Consider the following 16103-nt stretch of genomic DNA (forward strand, 5'->3'; position numbering starts at 1 on the left):
CCCGAGGCTCACACCACCGGTTCCAATCGGCAGTTGAAGTGCCGCAACAGCTTCGGCGCGTGGGTCAGCCGGTAGCCGGGCACGCGCTCGGGGTCCTTCGCGATCTCCGCCAGCGTCTCGCCGACGTACTCCAGGTGGCTCTTCGTGTAGACCCGCCGCGGGATCGCGAGGCGCACCAGTTCGTACGGGGCGGCCTTGAGCAACTCGCCCGCGTCGTCCAGCTCGCCCAGGTACAGCGAACCCAGCTCGGCGCACCGGATGCCGCCCGCCAGGTACAGCTCGGTGGCCAGCGCGAAACCCGGGAACCGGCTCGGCGGCAGGTGCGGCAGCAGCCGCCCCGCGTTGAGGTACACCGCGTGCACGCCGGTCGGCCGCACGCTGTCCACCCCGGCCGCGGCGGCGAGGTCGGCGACGTACGCGGTGGCCTCGGCCCGCGCCCGCAGGTACTCGGGCTCGGTGACCTCCCGCAGGCCCTGGGCGAGCATCTCCAGGTCGCGGCCCGCCAGCCCGCCGTAGGTGCGGAAGCCCTCGGTCGCGATGAGCAGCAGCTCGCACCGCTGGGCCAGCTCGGGGTCGCGGATCGCGAGCAACCCGCCCATGTGGACGATCGCGTCCTTCTTCAGGCTCGCCACGCACCCGTCGGCCAGGCGGAACGCCTCCCGGGCGACCTCGCGCGGCGTGCGGCCCGCGTACTCCGGCTCCCGCTGGGTGACCAGCCAGGCGTTCTCGGCGAAGCGCGCGGCGTCCAGGAAGAACGGCACGCCGTGCCTGCGCGCCAGCTCGGCCGCGGCCTTGATGTTGGCCATGGACACCGGCTGCCCGCCGCCGCCGTTGTTGGTGATGGTGATCAGCACGATCGCGACGTCCCGAGGCCCGGACAGCACCGCTTCCAGCGCGTCCAGGTCGATGTCGCCCTTGAAGGGCGCCTCGTCGTCGAGGTCCTTCGCGGCCTGGCACGGCAGGTCGACCGCCTCGCCGCCGAGGATCTCGACGTTCGCGCGCGTGGTGTCGAAGTGGGTGTTGCTGACGCTGAGCTGACCGGGCTTGAGCAGGGCGGTGAACAGGATCCGCTCGGCGGCGCGCCCCTGGTGGACGGGGAAGGCGTGCGGGTACCCGGTCAGCTCCTCGACCACGTCGCGGAACCGGTAGTAGGAGCGCGCTCCCGCGTAGGACTCGTCGCCGCGCAGGCCCGCCGCCTGCTGCTCGGCGGACAGGGCGTTGGTGCCCGAGTCGCTGAGCAGGTCGATCGTCACGTCGGAGGCGGCGAGGTTGAAGGGGTTGTACCCGGCCTCGGCCAGCGCCCGCTCGCGGTGCGCGCGGGTGGTGATCGGGATGGGCTCCACGACCTTGATGCGGTACGGCTCCATGATCGGCACGGGGACTCCTAGACGGCCAGGCTGACCGAGCGCGGCGCGGACACGGCGTACGCCTCGGACGACAGGTATGCGGTGATGCCGGGACGCGGCCGGCCCATGCGCAGCGACACGTGCGCGATGAGGCCGACGCCCTCGTCGAGCGGCCGCCGGGCGACGGCCCTCAGCGCGCGTTCGAACGGCGTGGGGTCCAGGTCGTACTTCGCCATCACCGCCAGCACCCGGCGCCGGGCTTCCTCGTCGTCGGTCACGTAGTCCCGGATCGGCACGTACAGCGAATAGCCGCTGGGGGCGCGGTCGCCGTCCAGGAACGTGTAGCTGGAAATCAGGGGCCGCTTGTCGAACGTCGCCGTGCCGCCGGTGAGCAGGCAGAAATCGGGGACCCGCTCCACGTCCACCCCCTGCGCGGCCTGCGCGGCGCGGGTGACGTCGCCGACTTCCGCGGCGTGGTGGGAGACGTACACCTTGGTCCGCGCGCGGCGTTGTTCGGCCAGGTCGAGCGCGAAGAAGGAATACCGGTCCAAACCGGGGCGGGTCAGCGCGCGGTCGCGCAGGAGCGGGAAACCGGCGGCGAAACCGGTCCGGCCCAGCGCCTCGCCCACCAACTCCGCCGCGGCGGCTTCGCCGCGCACTTCCGGGTTGAGGTAGACCTTCACCATCGGCCGTTCGCCCGCCCGGAAGACCAGCGAATACCAGAAGGTGAAATCGCTCTCGGCGTCGGCGGGCAGGAACAGGTCGCGGACCTCGTCGAAGCGGGTGGTGTCGACGTCGCCCCGCCGCCGCATCCGGTCGAGGGCGGCGAGCGCCGCGGCGGTGTTGGCCCGACGGGACGGCCTGACCGCGGACGTTTCGACGATCATCCGGACGACCGGGGGCTCGTCCGGGCCGAACGCCGTGGAGAACTCGACCGGGGTGTGGTCGTCGGCCACGTCGGAGGGCCACGCGGGGCTGGTGGAAACCGGCCGCAGACCACCGGGGCCAAGGGCGTCCGCAAGCAGTCCAACAGATCCCGGGACATTTTCGGTGATGCCCACAGAATGCAGCAGGGCGCTCAGCTGGCGACCCGTGAAATCACGTATGGAGATATTTTTGGGTTCCAAGGCGGGGGTCTCCTTGTGGGGTGCGAACCGAAAGTTACGCTACGCGAAGCAAACTTGTCCACCAGGCGGCGGTAGCGTGACGTAGGGCACTCTAGGGCCAGCTCACAGGTCCTGTCGATCAGTGCGCGCCCGGTTGAGAACGGTAATCAAGACTACTCCGAACGGCCTATTGACTAGACCTCTGTCAGTCTTTCGCACCAATGCGCAGACGATCTTCGATGACGGATCGTGGCATTTTGCCCCAGGCTCGGGCCGGTGTACGGTCGAATGTTCGGCCGACATTGCCCGTCGACCATTCAAGACGGTTCTGTTAATTGTTCCACAGTTCCGCGGGCGTGACTTCCGGGACGGGTCTGTGGTAAGTCGCCCGACATGGCGGAGGGGCCGCCGACCGGTCGGTCGACGGCCCCTCCGGCGTGCGGGTCAGGAGGTGTAGTCGTAGAACCCGCGCCCGCTCTTCTTGCCGAACAGGCCCGCGTCGACCATGCGCAGCAGCAGCGGGGGCGGCGAGTAGAGGGGCTCCTTGAACTCCTCGTACATCGACTCGGCGATCGCCTTGGTGGTGTCCAGGCCGATCAGGTCGGCCAGGCGCAGCGGCCCCATGGGGTGCGCGCAGCCGAGCACCATGCCGTTGTCGATGTCCTCGGCGCTGGCGAAGCCGGACTCCATCATCCGGATCGCGGACAGCAGGTAGGGGATGAGCAGGGCGTTCACCACGAACCCGGCCCGGTCCTGCGAGCGGATGACCTCCTTGCCCAGCGCCCCGGTGACGAACACCTCGGCGCGCGACCGGGTCTGCTCGCCGGTCAGCAGCGACGGCACCAGCTCGACCAGCTTCAGCACCGGCACCGGGTTGAAGAAGTGCACGCCGATGACCTGCTCCGGCCGGCCGGTGGCCATGCCGAGCTTCATGATCGGGATGGACGAGGTGTTCGACGCGAAGATCGCGCGCGGGTCCTCGACGACCTTGTCCAGCGCCGTGAACACCTCGGTCTTGACCTGCTCGATCTCCGCGACGGCCTCCACGACCAGGTTCCGGTCGGCGAGGTCGCCCAGGTCGGTGGTGAACCGGAGGCGCTCCAGTGCGGCGTCCCGGTCCTCGGCGGACAGCTTCCCGCTGCGCACCCCGCGGTCGAGCGACGAGGCGATCCGCCCGCGCCCGGCCTCCGCGGCGTCCGGGCTGACCTCGGCCACCAGCACGTCCAGGCCCGCGCGTGCGCAGACCTCGGCGATGCCGGAGCCCATCAGGCCCGATCCCACCACTCCAACACGTTGAATGTCACTCACGCCCCGATCCTGCCAGGGGGCGCGAGGTCGGGCACAACCTCGCCGGGTAGACATGACCGGTGGGGAGCACGCACAACCACCTCGGCGGGGTCGTGGTCGGCACCGTCGTGCAAGCCGGCCACCTGACGACGGCCCCGCCGGCGCCGGGTCCGGTCCCGGTGGCGGCCTGGGGACCGCTCGTCGCGGGGGTGCACCGGCCGGTGGTGCCCGCGTCCGGCTCCGTCGAGGGCGAGGGCGAGGTGCCCCGCGGCCGTTCGACGCGGAGCTGGACCGCCACGTGTCGTCGGGCGGCTTCCTGGTGCTGGTCGGCTCGTCCTCGTCGGGCAAGACGCGCGCCGCGTGGGAGGCGGTGCGCAGGCGCCTGCCGGGGTGGACCGTTCGGCTGCCGGCCACCGCCGCCGAGCTGACCGCCCTGCTGGGAGCCGCCCGGAGGGTGGACGTGCCGTCCCGGTTCACCGCCGACCAGCGCGCACGGGCGGCCGCGGCCGGGGACGCGCGGTTGCGAGACGCGGCCGAGCGGGGTGGCGACCGGATCACCCAGTACCTGGCGGCCGGACCGGCCCTGGTCGAGCACGTGGACGACCGGGAGCAGCGGTGGACCCTCGGGTTCGCCGCGAGCCGGCGCCTGCTCGTGCGGCACGCCGAGCCTTCCACCGCCCGCTGGTGTCGGCGGGGTCCTCGACGAGGGCGAACACGGCCGCCGTGGTCCAGTACGCCGAGGTCCTGGCCCGGTGGGGCGAGTTCGACGAGGCGGAGTCGTGGTTGGCGCGGCTGCCGCCCGATCACGAGCACCACTTCCTCGTGGAGGAAGTGGAGGAGAGGCTGAGGCACGCGCGGACCGGGTGCCGGGGGAGGTGCTCCTGCCCGACCGGGGACCGCCCCGCGACTCCCGCCTCGGGCGCCGGGCGCCTCGCGGCGGAGGCCGAGGCGCGCCGGCTCGTCGTCACCGAGGGGCGGGGGTCCGGGTGGCTGTGGGGGCTCCTCGTGGTGCAGGACCGGCCCGACGAGGCGCACCGGGTGCTGCGCCACGGGCTGAACCCCGACGGGAGCACGGCCTCACCTCGATGAGGCCGTGCGCCCTCCCGCCTCACTGCCGCACGCCGAACTCCTGCGTCCAATAAGCACGTCCGCTCGAGTCGACCCCGTACGCCACCCCCAGGTCCCGCAGCTCGCAGTTGACGATGTTGGCCCGGTGCCCCTCGCTGTTCATCCAGTCGCGCACCACCTGCTCCGGCGTCCCCTGGCCGGCGGCGATGTTCTCCGCCGTGATCCGATACTGGTAGCCCGCCTCGGCGACGCGCTGGGCGGGGGTGCTGCCGTCCACGCCCGTGTGGCTGAAGTTGCCCGTCCTGATCATCTCGTCGTTGTGGCGCTTGGCCGCCGCCGCCAGTTGGTCGTCGGGCGCCAGTGCCGGACACCCGGCCGCGGAGCGTTGCTGGTTCGTCAGCGAGAGCACCGAGTCGTTGTACGTCGGTGCGGCGGTGGCCGTGCCGGTGGTGACGATCAGTGCAGCGATGGCCATGCTTGCCGCAACCGTTTTGGGTGTCATGGTTCAACCTCCTCCTCGGTGGCACCCGATGAGGCAGGTATTCCCGTTGCGGAGCGGGACTTGATTCCACGATCGAGGGAATCCGATCCGGGTGGTGGGCGAAACCACCCGGACCGGTGGTGTCAGTCCTTCAACTCCTGTTCGGCGCGGGCGATCGCGGCGAACTCCTCCTCGGGCGCGGACGCCACGAGGTGGTGCCTGCTGTAGAACCAGAAGTACGCCAGCGCCACCACGACGATGCCCGCCGTGATGCCGGCGGCCAGCTCGTCGACGAAGAACGTCGCCACCACGGCCGCCACGGCGAGCACCAGCGCCACGCCCGTCGTCACCGCGCCGCCCGGCGTGCGGTACGGCCGCTCCAGCTCCGGCTCGCGGACGCGCAGCACGATGTGCGACACCATCATGAGCACGTACGACAGCGCCGCGCCGAACACGGCGATGTTGATCAGCTGCGCCCCGTCCCGCGTGATCGCCGCCAGGGCGAAGCCGATCACGCCCGGCACGACCAGCGCCAGGTGCGGCGTCTTGCGCCGGCCGGTCCGCGACAGCCACCGCGGCAGGTACCCGGCCCGCGACAGCGCGAACAGCTGCCGCGAGTAGGCGAAGATCAGCGAGAAGAAGCTGGCCACGAGCCCGGCCAGGCCGACGTAGTTCACGACCTGCGCCAGCACGCTGCCGTCGCCGTAGGCCGCCCGCGCCGCCGCCGGCAGCGGGTTGTCCGACGCCTTCAGCGCCTCCGAGCCCGCGCCGCCCGGCGCCAGCACCAGGATCGCGCCCGCGAACACCAGCAGCACGAGCATCGCGCCGATGATCCCGCGCGGCATGTCCCGCTTCGGGTCGCGCGCCTCCTCGGCGGCCACCGGCACGCCCTCCACGCCGAGGAAGAACCAGATGGCGTACACCAGCGCGCCCAGCGCGCCCGCCACGCCGAACGGCAGGAACCCGCCGTCACCGCCCACCACGTCGAACAGCTTCGCGGAGTCGAACGCGGGCACCATGCCGACCACGAACACGGCCAGCGCCACCACCGCCACGCCGGTGATCACGAACATCAGCCGCAGGGCCTCGCCGACGCCGTACAGGTGCACGCCGATGAACACCACGAAGCACACCAGGTACACGGGCCAGGAGTTGGTCAGCCCGAACAGCCCCAGCGTCTCCACGTACCCGCCGATGAACACCGAGATGGCCGCGGGCGCCATCGCGTACTCGATCAGGATCGCGACGCCGGTGGCGAACCCGCCGAGCGGCCCGAGCGCCCGTCGGGCGAACCCGTACCCGCCGCCCGCCACCGGCAGCGCGGCCGCCAGCTCCGCCAGGCCGAACACCATGCACGTGTACATGGCGCCCATCAGGACCGTCGCGACGAGCAGCCCGCCCCAGCCGCCCTGCTCCAGCCCGAAGTTCCACCCGGCGAAGTCGCCGGAGATGACGTAGGAGACCCCGAGGCCGGCCAGCAGCACCCACCCCGCCGCGCCGCGCTTGAGCTGCCGGTGCTCCAGGTAGTCGCTGCCCACCTTCTCGTACTCGACGTGCTTGGCCATGTGCGCTCCCTCTAATGGGTCAGTCGCGCTCCATTGCGGAAAGTGTCGAGAGTGGCCCGGTTCCCCCGGCGGTGTCAACGGCGGTACGGGTGCGATTCCCCGCCCCGGTTGGAGGAGCGGCGTAGCCGGGTGTGGCGTGCCGTCACCCGGTGGTGCCAAGATGAGGCGTCCAATGGCTCGCTGTCATACCTTTGGAGGTGGTGCGGATGCTCGCCGTGGAGGAGTTGCGCGTGCTCGTGGACGCGGGTGAGGTGGACACGGTGCTCGTCGCCGTGGTCGACATGCAGGGCCGCCTCCAGGGCAAGCGCTGCGACGCCCGCTACTTCCTCGACGAGGTGCTGGAGCACGCCGCCGAGGGCTGCGACTACCTGCTCGCCGTGGACGTGGAGATGAACACCGTCGCCGGCTACGCCAACTCGTCCTGGGACCGGGGCTACGGCGACCTGGTGATGCGGCCGGACCTCGCCACGCTGCGCCGCGTCCCGTGGCACGAGGGCACCGCCATGGTCCTGTGCGACGTCGTGGACCACCACGGCGAACCGGTGTCCGTGTCACCGCGGCAGGTCCTCAAGCGCCAGCTCGACCGCCTCGCCGACCGCGGCCTGCTCGCGTTCGCGGGCACGGAGCTGGAGTTCATCGTCTTCAACGACACCTACGAGCAGGCGTGGGACCGCGGCTACCGGGACCTCACCCCGGCCAACCAGTACAACGTGGACTACTCGCTGCTCGGCACCGCGCGCGTCGAGCCGCTGCTGCGCGACATCCGCAACCACATGACGGGCGCGGGCATGGTGGTCGAGTCCGCCAAGGGCGAGTGCAACCCCGGCCAGCACGAGATCGCCTTCCGCTACACCGACGCGCTGGTCACGTGCGACAACCACAGCGTCTACAAGACCGGCGCCAAGGAGATCGCGGCGCAGCACGGCAAGTCCCTGACGTTCATGGCCAAGTACAACGAGCGCGAGGGCAGCTCCTGCCACATCCACCTCAGCCTGCGCTCCGCCGACGACGGGCTGGTGTTCGCCGACGGCGACGGCATGTCGAAGCTCATGGAGCACTTCCTGGCGGGCCAGCTGGCCGGGCTGCGCGAGCTGACGTACTTCCTGGCGCCCAACGTCAACTCCTACAAGCGGTTCGCGCGCGGCAGCTTCGCGCCGACCGCGGTGGCGTGGGGCCGCGACAACCGGACGTGCGCGCTGCGCGTGGTCGGGAAGGGCCGGTCCCTGCGGTTCGAGAACCGGGTGCCCGGCGCGGACGTCAACCCCTACCTGGCGGTCGCCGCGCTGATCGCGGCCGGGCTGCACGGCCTGGACAACGAGCTGCCGCTGGAGGAGGAGTTCGTCGGCAACGCCTACGCCTCCGACCGGCCCACCGTGCCCGCCACCCTGCGCGACGCCGCGTCCCTGCTGTCCCGCAGCGAGGTCGCCCGCGAGGCGTTCGGGCCGGACGTGGTGGACCACTACCTCAACGCGGCGCGCGTGGAGCTGGCCGCGTTCGACTCGGCCGTCACCGACTGGGAGCGCATCCGTGGCTTCGAACGGCTCTAGACCGCTGATCGGCGTCAGCACCTACCTCGAACGCGCGAAGTTCGGGGCGTGGGACGTCGACGCGGCCGTGCTGCACCGCGACTACCTCGACGCGGTGGTGCGCGCGGGCGGCAACCCGGTGCTGCTGCCGCCGGTCGGCACGTGGGACGCCGGGGGCATCGCGTTCCTCGACGGACTGGTGCTCTCCGGCGGCGCGGACGTGGACCCCGCGCGCTACGGCCGCCCGCGCGACCCGCGCACCGGCCCCGCGCGGCCCGAGCGGGACGCCGCCGAGCTGGACCTGACCCGCGCCGCGCTCGAACTGGACCTGCCGGTGCTCGCGGTGTGCCGCGGGATGCAGGTGCTCAACGTGGCGCTGGGCGGCACGCTGCTCCAGCACGTCGAGGGCCACAACCCGGCGCCCGCGGTGTTCGGGCACACCGGGATCGCGGTGGCGCCCGGCTCGGTGCTGGCCTCGGTCGTCGGCCTGGCGACCACCGTGCACTGCCACCACCACCAGGCCCTGGACGCCGTCGGCGCGGGCCTGCGGGTGGTGGCGTGCGCCCCGGACGGCACGGTCGAGGCGGTCGAGCTGCCGGGCGCGCGGTTCGTGCTCGGCGTGCAGTCGCACCCCGAGGCCGACAGCGAGGACGACCGGCTGTTCGCCGCCCTGGTGGGAGCGGCCCGTGAACGAGGAGTGCGATGACCGCCCACGACGTGATCAACCCGGCCACCGGCGAGGTGGTCCGGTCGGTGGCCCTGGCCTCGGTCGAGGAGACCGACGCGGCGATCGACCGCGCGGCCCGCGCGCTGCCCGCGTGGCGCGCGGTGGCGCCCGGCGACCGGGCGCGGCTGCTGCGGCGGTTCGCCGACGCGGTGGACGGCGCGGTGGAGGAGCTGGCCGCGCTGGAGGTGCTCAACACGGGCCACACCATCGGCAACGCCCGCTGGGAGGCGGGCAACGTCCGCGACGTGCTGCACTACTACGCGGCGGCGCCCGAGCGGCTGTTCGGCAGGCAGATCCCGGTGGCCGGCGGGTGGGACGTCACCTTCCGGGAGCCGGTCGGCGTGGTCGGCGTGATCGTGCCGTGGAACTTCCCCATGCCCATCGCCGGGTGGGGCTTCGCGCCCGCGCTCGCGGCGGGCTGCACGGTGGTGCTCAAGCCCGCCGAGCTGACGCCGCTGACCGCGCTGCGGCTGGCCGAACTGGCGCGGGAGGCGGGCATCCCGGAGGACGTGTTCCAGGTGCTGCCCGGCGCGGGCGCCGTGGTGGGGCAGCGCTTCGTCACGCACCCGGCCGTGCGCAAGGTCGTGTTCACCGGGTCCACGCGGGTCGGCAAGCAGGTCATGGCCGGGTGCGCGGAGCAGGTCAAGCGGGTCACCCTGGAGCTGGGCGGCAAGTCGGCCAACGTCGTGTTCGCCGACGCGGACCTGGAGCGCGCCGCGGCGACCGCGCCGTACGGGGTGTTCGACAACGCGGGCCAGGACTGCTGCGCCCGCTCGCGCATCCTGGTGCAGGCCTCGGTCTACGACCGGTTCATGGAGCTGCTGGAACCCGCGGTCAAGGGCGTCGTGGTGGGGCCGCCGGGCGACGAGGCGACCGAGATGGGGCCGCTGATCTCCGCCGCGCACCGGGAGAAGGTGGCCTCCTACGTGCCGCCGGACGCGCCCGTGGCGTTCCGGGGCTCGGCGCCGGACGGGCCGGGCTTCTGGTTCCCGCCCACGGTGCTCGCGCCGGTCGCGCCGACCGACCCGGTGGCCGTGGAGGAGGTCTTCGGGCCGGTGGTGGCCGTGCTGCCGTTCACCGACGAGGAGGACGCCGTGCGGCTGGCCAACGACAGCTCGTTCGGCCTGTCCGGCTCGATCTGGACCCGCGACGTCGGGCGCGCGCTGCGCGTGTCGCGGGCCGTGGAGGCCGGGAACCTGTCGGTGAACTCCCACTCGTCGGTGCGGTACTGGACCCCGTTCGGCGGGTTCAAGCAGTCGGGCCTCGGCCGCGAGCTGGGCCCGGACGCGCTCGACGCGTTCACCGAGACCAAGAACGTCTTCATCGCGCACTGATCGGAGTGGCAATGGTTCAGCGACTTGAGGGCCGCGTGGCCGTGGTGACCGGCGGCGGCAGCGGCATCGGCCTGGCGTCGGCGAAGCGGTTGGCGGCGGAGGGTGCGCGGGTCGTCGTGGCCGATGTGGACGGTGACGCGGGCAAGGCCGCGGCCGACGCCGTGGACGGGCTGTTCGTCCAGGTCGACGTGACCGACGAGGAGCAGGTGGAGGCCCTGTTCCAGACCGCCGTGGACACCTACGGCTCGCTGGACGTGGCGTTCAACAACGCGGGCATCTCGCCGCCGGAGGACGACTCGATCCTCACCACCGGCATCGAGGCGTGGGACCGGGTGCAGAAGGTGAACCTGACCTCGGTCTACCTGTGCTGCAAGTACGCCATCCCGCACATGCTGGAGCGGGGGAGGGGCTCGGTGATCAACACGGCGTCGTTCGTGGCCACGATGGGCGCGGCGACGTCGCAGATCTCCTACACCGCGTCCAAGGGCGGGGTGCTGGCGATGAGCCGGGAGCTGGGCGTGCAGTTCGCGCGGCAGGGCGTGCGGGTCAACGCGCTGTCGCCCGGCCCGGTGAACACGCCGCTGCTGCGGGAGCTGTTCGCCAAGGACCCGGAGCGCGCCGCGCGGCGGCTGGTGCACGTGCCGCTGGGCCGGTTCGCCGAGCCGGAGGAGATCGCGGCCGCGGTGGCGTTCCTGGCCAGCGACGACTCCTCGTTCATCACCGCCTCGAACTTCCTGGTGGACGGTGGCATCGCCGGGGCCTACGTGACACCGCTGTGACACCGCTGCGGGACGCGTTGTTCCGCCCGGTGCGGGCGGGCAACGCGTTCGAGGAGACCGTCGAACGGCTCGTGCGGGCCATCCGGCTGGGCGCGGTCGGGCCGGGCGAGCGGCTGCCCGCCGAGCGGGAGCTGGCCGGCCGGCTCGGGGTGAGCCGGGTGACGCTGCGCGAGGCGATCAGGTCCCTCCAGGACGCGGGGTACGTCGAGTCGCGGCGCGGCCGGTACGGCGGCACGTTCGTCACGTCGCCGCCGCCCGCGCCCGCGACGGCCGGCCGGCCGGCCGCCGAGGACCTGGCGGACGCCCTGACGCTGCGCGCGGCGGTGGAGACGGGCGCGGCGGAGTGCGCGGCGGGCCGGGCGCTGGACCCGGTCGAGCGGCGGAACCTGCTGGAGCGGCTGGCCGAGTGCCGTGACGCGGCGGTGGAGGAGTACCGGCGCAGGGACTCGCGGCTGCACCTGGCGATCGCGGAGGCGACCGGCTCGTCGTCGCTGACGGCGGTGGTGGCGGACGCCCGCGCGCGGGTCAACGAGCTGCTGGACCGGATCCCGCTGCTGCCGCCGAACCTGGCGCACTCGAACGAGCAGCACGAGGGGATCGTCGGCCACATCCTCGCGGGTGACGGCGAGGCCGCGCGGCGGTCGATGGCCGAGCACCTGGACGGGACGGCCGTGCTGCTGCGCGGGTTCCTCGCCTGAGGGGCGCCTAGCGGTCGCCGCGGTCCTGGCGCTCCCGGCGCTCCCGGGGGTCGAAGTCGCCGCGACCGGGACCGCGGTCGTCGAACCGCGAGGCGCCGGGGCGGTCGGCCCGGTCGACGCGGTGGCGGTCCCGGTCGAGGAGCGCGACGAGGCCGCCGCCGAGGACCAGGCCGAGCAGGCCGACGGCGACCAGCTGGGTGGCGCGGTGCCGGACGACCCGGCCGAACCGGCGGCGCGGCGCGGCCGGGGGAGGGGGCGGCGCGGGCTGCCCGACCGCTGGCTGCCCGACCGCTGGCTGTTCGGTGGTGGGCTGTCCGGTGGTCGGCTGTTCGGCGGCGGGGCGGGGTTCCGGTGCGGGTGGCTGCTCGGACATGGCGACCTCTCCTCTGGTGGCTGACCTGCGGCAAGGGTGCGCGTGGAACCTGAGCGGACGCTGAGCCGGTGGTCACGGCGCGCTGTCGATCTGCTGTGAGTACCTGTGAGGGCGGACCGTCAGCATATGTCGACGATCCCCGATCGTCAGCATAAGCTGACGGCATGTCGGCGATCACCGAACTGGACCAGGCCGTGCACGGGACCGACCCGGACGCCGGCCTGCGCGCCGTGGCCCGGCTGCGCCGCCTGGTCGAGCAGCTGGAGGCGCAGCACGTCGCCAACGCCCGCCGCGCCGGCTGGTCGTGGCGCGACATCGCGCTGCGGTTGGGCGTGACCAAGCAGACCGTCCACCGCAAGCACGGCAAGGAGGGCTGAGATGTTCCGAGGGGACCACCCGGACCTGGCGCGCGCGCTCCACCGCGCCCCGACCCTGGCCCGCGACCTGGGCCACCCGCGAACGGGCAGCGAACACCTCCTGCTCGCCCTGGCCGACCTGACCGGGCACGCGGACGCCCTGCGCGCCGCCGTCCGCGAGGTACCCGGCGACGGCGCGGGCGCGGCGGCCGACCGCGAGACCCTGGCCGTGCTCGGCGTGGACCTCGGCGACCTGCTCGGCGTCGTCGACCGGCCGCCGGTCCGGGAACCGCTGCTGCCGCTGGGCGCGCGGCGGGCCCGCGAGCGCTGCGCGCGACTGGAACCGCCCCTCGGCCTCGACGCCCAGGCGGCCTACGCGGCGTCGTTGCGCCTGGCCCTGGCGCGCCGCGAGCGCGAGCACCGCCGGGAGCACCTCGCGCTGGCCCTGGTCGCCCTCGACCCCGGCGTGGCCTGGCTGCTCGCCACCGCGCGCGTCGACCGGGCCGCCCTGCTCGCCGACCTCGCCACGCGGTTCCCACCCCCGCGCCGCAACCCGCTCCTGCGCGTCGAGCGCCGCCTCGGGCACGCCGCGCGCCACCGCGGCCTGGTCCGGCGCTACGAGCGCACCACCGGCCGCGAGGTGGCGTCCGGCTCGGCCGTGCCCGCCCTGATCCTCGGCTGAGGGCGGTCCGGGGCCCGACCGGGTGATCCCGCGCCGGGGGCCCGGCGTGCGAGCCGGTCCTCGCGGTCACCGCCGGTGACGGCGGCAGCCGCGCCGGCCCGTCGCCCCGCGGCCGGGCAGTGCGGAAGAAAACCGGTCGGTGAGCACCGATAACATCTTCGGTGAAGGACCGTCCGCACAACCGAGGAGTCACCGTGTCCCAGCCACGTCCCGCAGCCGCTCAAGCCCCACCGCGCGTGGTGGTGCCGGCGGGGACTACCGCGGGGACGGCGGTGCGCGAGGCGGGCCTGCCGGGCAAGGGCGCCGACGCCGTCGTGGTCGTGCGCGACCCCGAGGGCCACCTGCGCGACCTGTCGTGGGCGCCGTCGGTCGACGTCGAGGTGGAGGCGGTCGCCGCCGACACCGAGGACGGCCGCGCGGTCATCCGCCACTCCGCCGCCCACGTCCTGGCGCAGGCCGTGCAGCAGCAGTTCCCCGAGGCCAAGCTGGGCATCGGCCCGCCGGTCAAGGACGGCTTCTACTACGACTTCCAGGTCGACCGGCCGTTCACGCCCGAGGACCTCCAGGCGCTGGAGAAGCGCATGAAGGCGATCATCAAGGGCGCCCAGCGGTTCAGCCGCCGGGTGGTCGAGTCGGTGGACGCGGCGAAGGCCGAGCTGGCCGCGGAGCCGTTCAAGCTGGAGCTGGTCGACCTCAAGAGCGACGTCGACACCTCCGAGGTGATGGAGGTCGGCGCGGGCGAGCTGACCGTCTACGACAACCTCGACCCGCGGTCGGGCGAGCGGGTGTGGGGCGACCTGTGCCGCGGCCCGCACGTGCCGACGACCAAGCACATCCCGGCGTTCAAGCTGACCCGCCCGGCCGCCGCGTACTGGCGCGGCGACGAGAAGAACCCGCAGCTCCAGCGCATCTACGGCACCGCGTGGGAGTCGCAGGAGGCGCTGGACGCCCACCTGGAGCGCCTCGCCGAGGCCGAGCGGCGCGACCACCGCAAGCTCGGCGTCGAGCTGGACCTGTTCAGCTTCCCCGACGAGCTGGGCTCCGGCCTGGCGGTGTTCCACCCCAAGGGCGGCATCATCCGGCGGGAGCTGGAGAACTACGCGCGCCGCAGGCACGAGGACGCCGACTACGAGTTCGTCAACACCCCGCACATCAGCAAGAGCGGCCTGTTCCACACCTCGGGCCACCTGCCGTACTACGCGGACACGATGTTCCCGCCCATCCAGTTCGAGGGCGAGGACTACTACCTCAAGGCCATGAACTGCCCGATGCACAACCTGATCTTCAGGTCGCGCGGGCGGTCCTACCGCGAGCTGCCGCTGAGGCTGTTCGAGTTCGGCACGGTCTACCGGTACGAGAAGTCCGGCGTGGTGCACGGTCTGACGCGCGTCCGGGGCCTGACCATGGACGACTCGCACATCTACTGCACCAAGGAGCAGATGCCGGGCGAGCTGCGGTCGCTGCTGAAGTTCGTGCTCGACCTGCTCGCCGACTACGGCCTGAGCGACTTCTACCTGGAGCTGTCCACCCGGGACGACTCGCCGAAGTTCATCGGCGACCCGGAGGAGTGGGAAGAGGCCACGGAGACGCTGCGGCAGGCCGCGCTCGACTCCGGCCTGGAGCTGGTGCCGGACCCGGGCGGCGCGGCGTACTACGGGCCGAAGATCTCGGTGCAGGCCAAGGACGCCATCGGCCGGTCGTGGCAGATGTCGACGATCCAGCTGGACTTCAACCAGCCCAAGCGGTTCGAGCTGGAGTACACCGCGCCGGACGGCTCGCGGCAGCGGCCGATCATGATCCACCGGGCGCTGTTCGGGTCGATCGAGCGGTTCTTCGGCGTGCTGACCGAGCACTACGCGGGCGCGTTCCCGGCGTGGCTGGCGCCCGTGCAGGTGGTCGGCATCCCGATCGCCGACGAGCACGTGGAGCACCTGCGCGAGGTCGCGGCGGCGCTGAGGTCGCACGGCATCCGGGTCGAGGTGGACGCCTCGGACGACCGGATGCAGAAGAAGATCCGCACGCACACCACGCAGAAGGTGCCGTTCATGCTCCTCGCGGGCGGCAAGGACGTGGAGGAGGGCGCGGTGTCGTTCCGGTTCCGCGACGGCACGCAGGTCAACGGCGTGCCGGTGGCCAAGGCCGTCGAGACGGTCGTCGACTGGGTCTCCCGGCGGGAGAACGCCTCGCCCACCGCGGAACTCGTCCGGTGACGACGGACTACGAGGAGCAGGACGGGGTCGGGGTCCACGACGCGCTCCAGCGGCTGTGGACCCCCCACCGCCTGTCCTACGTGCGCGGTGAGGGCAAGGCGGTCGGCGACGAGCCGGCGGGGTGCCCGTTCTGCCGGGTGACCGGCCTGGACGACGCCGAGGGCCTCATCCTGGCGCGCGGCGAACTGGTGTTCGCGGTCCTCAACCTGTACCCGTACAACCCGGGTCACCTGATGGTGCTGCCGTACCGGCACGTGCCGGACTACACGGACCTGACGCCCGCCGAGACGGTCGAGTTCGCCGAGTTCACCCAGCGGGCCATGCGGGTGATCCGCCGGGTGGCGGGCCCGCACGGCTTCAACATCGGCATGAACCAGGGCGTGGTGGCGGGCGCGGGCATCGCGGCCCACCTGCACCAGCACGTGGTGCCGCGCTGGGGCGGCGACGCCAACTTCATGCCGGTCATCGGCCACACCAAGGTCCTGCCGCAGCTCCTGCCCGAAACCCGAGCACTGCTCGCGGAAGCCTGGCCCGAGGTCTGACGACGCCGCGCACCCATTCCCGC

16 protein-coding genes are annotated in these 16103 nt (G+C 72.7%); 10 read left to right on the plus strand and 6 right to left on the minus strand.

From position 1 onward, the window contains the following. Positions 1–8 precede the first annotated feature (8 nt). From ACFV4N_RS16235 to ACFV4N_RS16245, 3 genes are all read right to left on the minus strand, one after another. Positions 9–1367, minus strand: coding sequence for a tryptophanase (locus ACFV4N_RS16235; protein ID WP_499673360.1), 1359 nt, complete (start codon positions 1365–1367; stop codon positions 9–11). A gap of 17 nt (positions 1368–1384) precedes the next feature. Continuing rightward, complete coding sequence (locus ACFV4N_RS16240; protein WP_499673361.1) at positions 1385–2407, minus strand: tryptophan dimethylallyltransferase family protein; 1023 nt, start codon at positions 2405–2407, stop codon at positions 1385–1387. Between the two features lie 489 nt (positions 2408–2896). After that, on the minus strand, positions 2897–3760 hold the full coding sequence (locus ACFV4N_RS16245; RefSeq protein ID WP_499673327.1) for a 3-hydroxybutyryl-CoA dehydrogenase: 864 nt from the start codon (positions 3758–3760) through the stop codon (positions 2897–2899). Positions 3761–4423: 663 nt separating this feature from the next. Here ACFV4N_RS16245 and ACFV4N_RS16250 point away from each other — a divergent pair. Beyond that, the gene (locus tag ACFV4N_RS16250) at positions 4424–4828 is read left to right on the plus strand and encodes a hypothetical protein (RefSeq protein WP_499673328.1); all 405 of its coding nucleotides are present in this window, start codon (positions 4424–4426) and stop codon (positions 4826–4828) included. A gap of 19 nt (positions 4829–4847) precedes the next feature. Here ACFV4N_RS16250 and ACFV4N_RS16255 read toward each other — a convergent pair whose 3' ends face one another. Further along, positions 4848–5282 carry a CAP domain-containing protein gene (locus ACFV4N_RS16255; RefSeq protein ID WP_499673329.1) on the minus strand — a complete coding sequence of 145 codons (435 nt, stop codon included), beginning with the start codon at positions 5280–5282 and terminating at the stop codon, positions 4848–4850. A gap of 149 nt (positions 5283–5431) precedes the next feature. Beyond that, positions 5432–6853, minus strand: a complete 1422-nt coding sequence (gene eat, locus ACFV4N_RS16260; protein ID WP_499673330.1) for an ethanolamine permease — start codon at positions 6851–6853, stop codon at positions 5432–5434. 206 nt (positions 6854–7059) lie between these two features. Here eat and ACFV4N_RS16265 point away from each other — a divergent pair, with 206 nt between their 5' ends. Genes ACFV4N_RS16265 through ACFV4N_RS16285 form a run of 5 tightly spaced genes read left to right on the plus strand, consistent with a single transcriptional unit; the run spans position 7060 to position 11917 of the window. After that, positions 7060–8400, plus strand: a complete 1341-nt coding sequence (locus ACFV4N_RS16265; protein ID WP_499673331.1) for a glutamine synthetase family protein — start codon at positions 7060–7062, stop codon at positions 8398–8400. After that, entirely contained in the window at positions 8381–9085 is a 705-nt protein-coding gene (locus ACFV4N_RS16270) for a gamma-glutamyl-gamma-aminobutyrate hydrolase family protein (RefSeq protein ID WP_499673332.1), read from the plus strand. Before ACFV4N_RS16265 ends, ACFV4N_RS16270 begins: the two co-directional genes overlap by 20 nt. Continuing rightward, complete coding sequence (locus ACFV4N_RS16275; protein WP_499673333.1) at positions 9082–10440, plus strand: aldehyde dehydrogenase family protein; 1359 nt, start codon at positions 9082–9084, stop codon at positions 10438–10440. The genes ACFV4N_RS16270 and ACFV4N_RS16275 overlap by 4 nt, the downstream gene beginning before the upstream one ends. 11 nt (positions 10441–10451) lie before the next feature. Continuing rightward, positions 10452–11219 (plus strand): 3-oxoacyl-ACP reductase, encoded by a 768-nt coding sequence (locus ACFV4N_RS16280; protein ID WP_499673334.1) that lies wholly within the window; start codon positions 10452–10454, stop codon positions 11217–11219. Next, positions 11216–11917: a FadR/GntR family transcriptional regulator gene (locus tag ACFV4N_RS16285; RefSeq protein ID WP_499673335.1), complete on the plus strand. Its 702-nt coding sequence runs from the start codon at positions 11216–11218 to the stop codon at positions 11915–11917. The genes ACFV4N_RS16280 and ACFV4N_RS16285 overlap by 4 nt, the downstream gene beginning before the upstream one ends. Positions 11918–11924: 7 nt before the next feature. On the opposite strand, the gene ACFV4N_RS16290 is transcribed toward ACFV4N_RS16285, so the two are convergent. Continuing rightward, on the minus strand, positions 11925–12290 hold the full coding sequence (locus tag ACFV4N_RS16290) for a hypothetical protein (protein ID WP_499673336.1): 366 nt from the start codon (positions 12288–12290) through the stop codon (positions 11925–11927). A gap of 164 nt (positions 12291–12454) precedes the next feature. On the opposite strand from ACFV4N_RS16290, the gene ACFV4N_RS16295 reads away from it, so the two are divergent. The 4 genes from ACFV4N_RS16295 to ACFV4N_RS16310 all read left to right on the plus strand — a co-directional run bounded on the left by ACFV4N_RS16295 (position 12455) and on the right by ACFV4N_RS16310 (position 16080). Beyond that, complete coding sequence (locus tag ACFV4N_RS16295; RefSeq protein WP_499673337.1) at positions 12455–12667, plus strand: helix-turn-helix domain-containing protein; 213 nt, start codon at positions 12455–12457, stop codon at positions 12665–12667. A gap of 1 nt (position 12668) precedes the next feature. Further along, positions 12669–13328 carry a Clp protease N-terminal domain-containing protein gene (locus ACFV4N_RS16300; RefSeq protein WP_499673338.1) on the plus strand — a complete coding sequence of 220 codons (660 nt, stop codon included), beginning with the start codon at positions 12669–12671 and terminating at the stop codon, positions 13326–13328. A 194-nt stretch (positions 13329–13522) separates the two neighbouring features. After that, positions 13523–15538 (plus strand): threonine--tRNA ligase, encoded by a 2016-nt coding sequence (gene thrS / locus ACFV4N_RS16305; RefSeq protein WP_499673339.1) that lies wholly within the window; start codon positions 13523–13525, stop codon positions 15536–15538. Next, positions 15535–16080, plus strand: coding sequence for an HIT family protein (locus tag ACFV4N_RS16310; protein WP_499673340.1), 546 nt, complete (start codon positions 15535–15537; stop codon positions 16078–16080). The genes thrS and ACFV4N_RS16310 overlap by 4 nt, the downstream gene beginning before the upstream one ends. The last annotated feature ends 23 nt before the right edge of the window (positions 16081–16103 follow it).

The organism is Actinosynnema sp. NPDC059797, assembly GCF_042732085.1.
GTDB lineage: Bacteria > Actinomycetota > Actinomycetes > Mycobacteriales > Pseudonocardiaceae > Actinosynnema.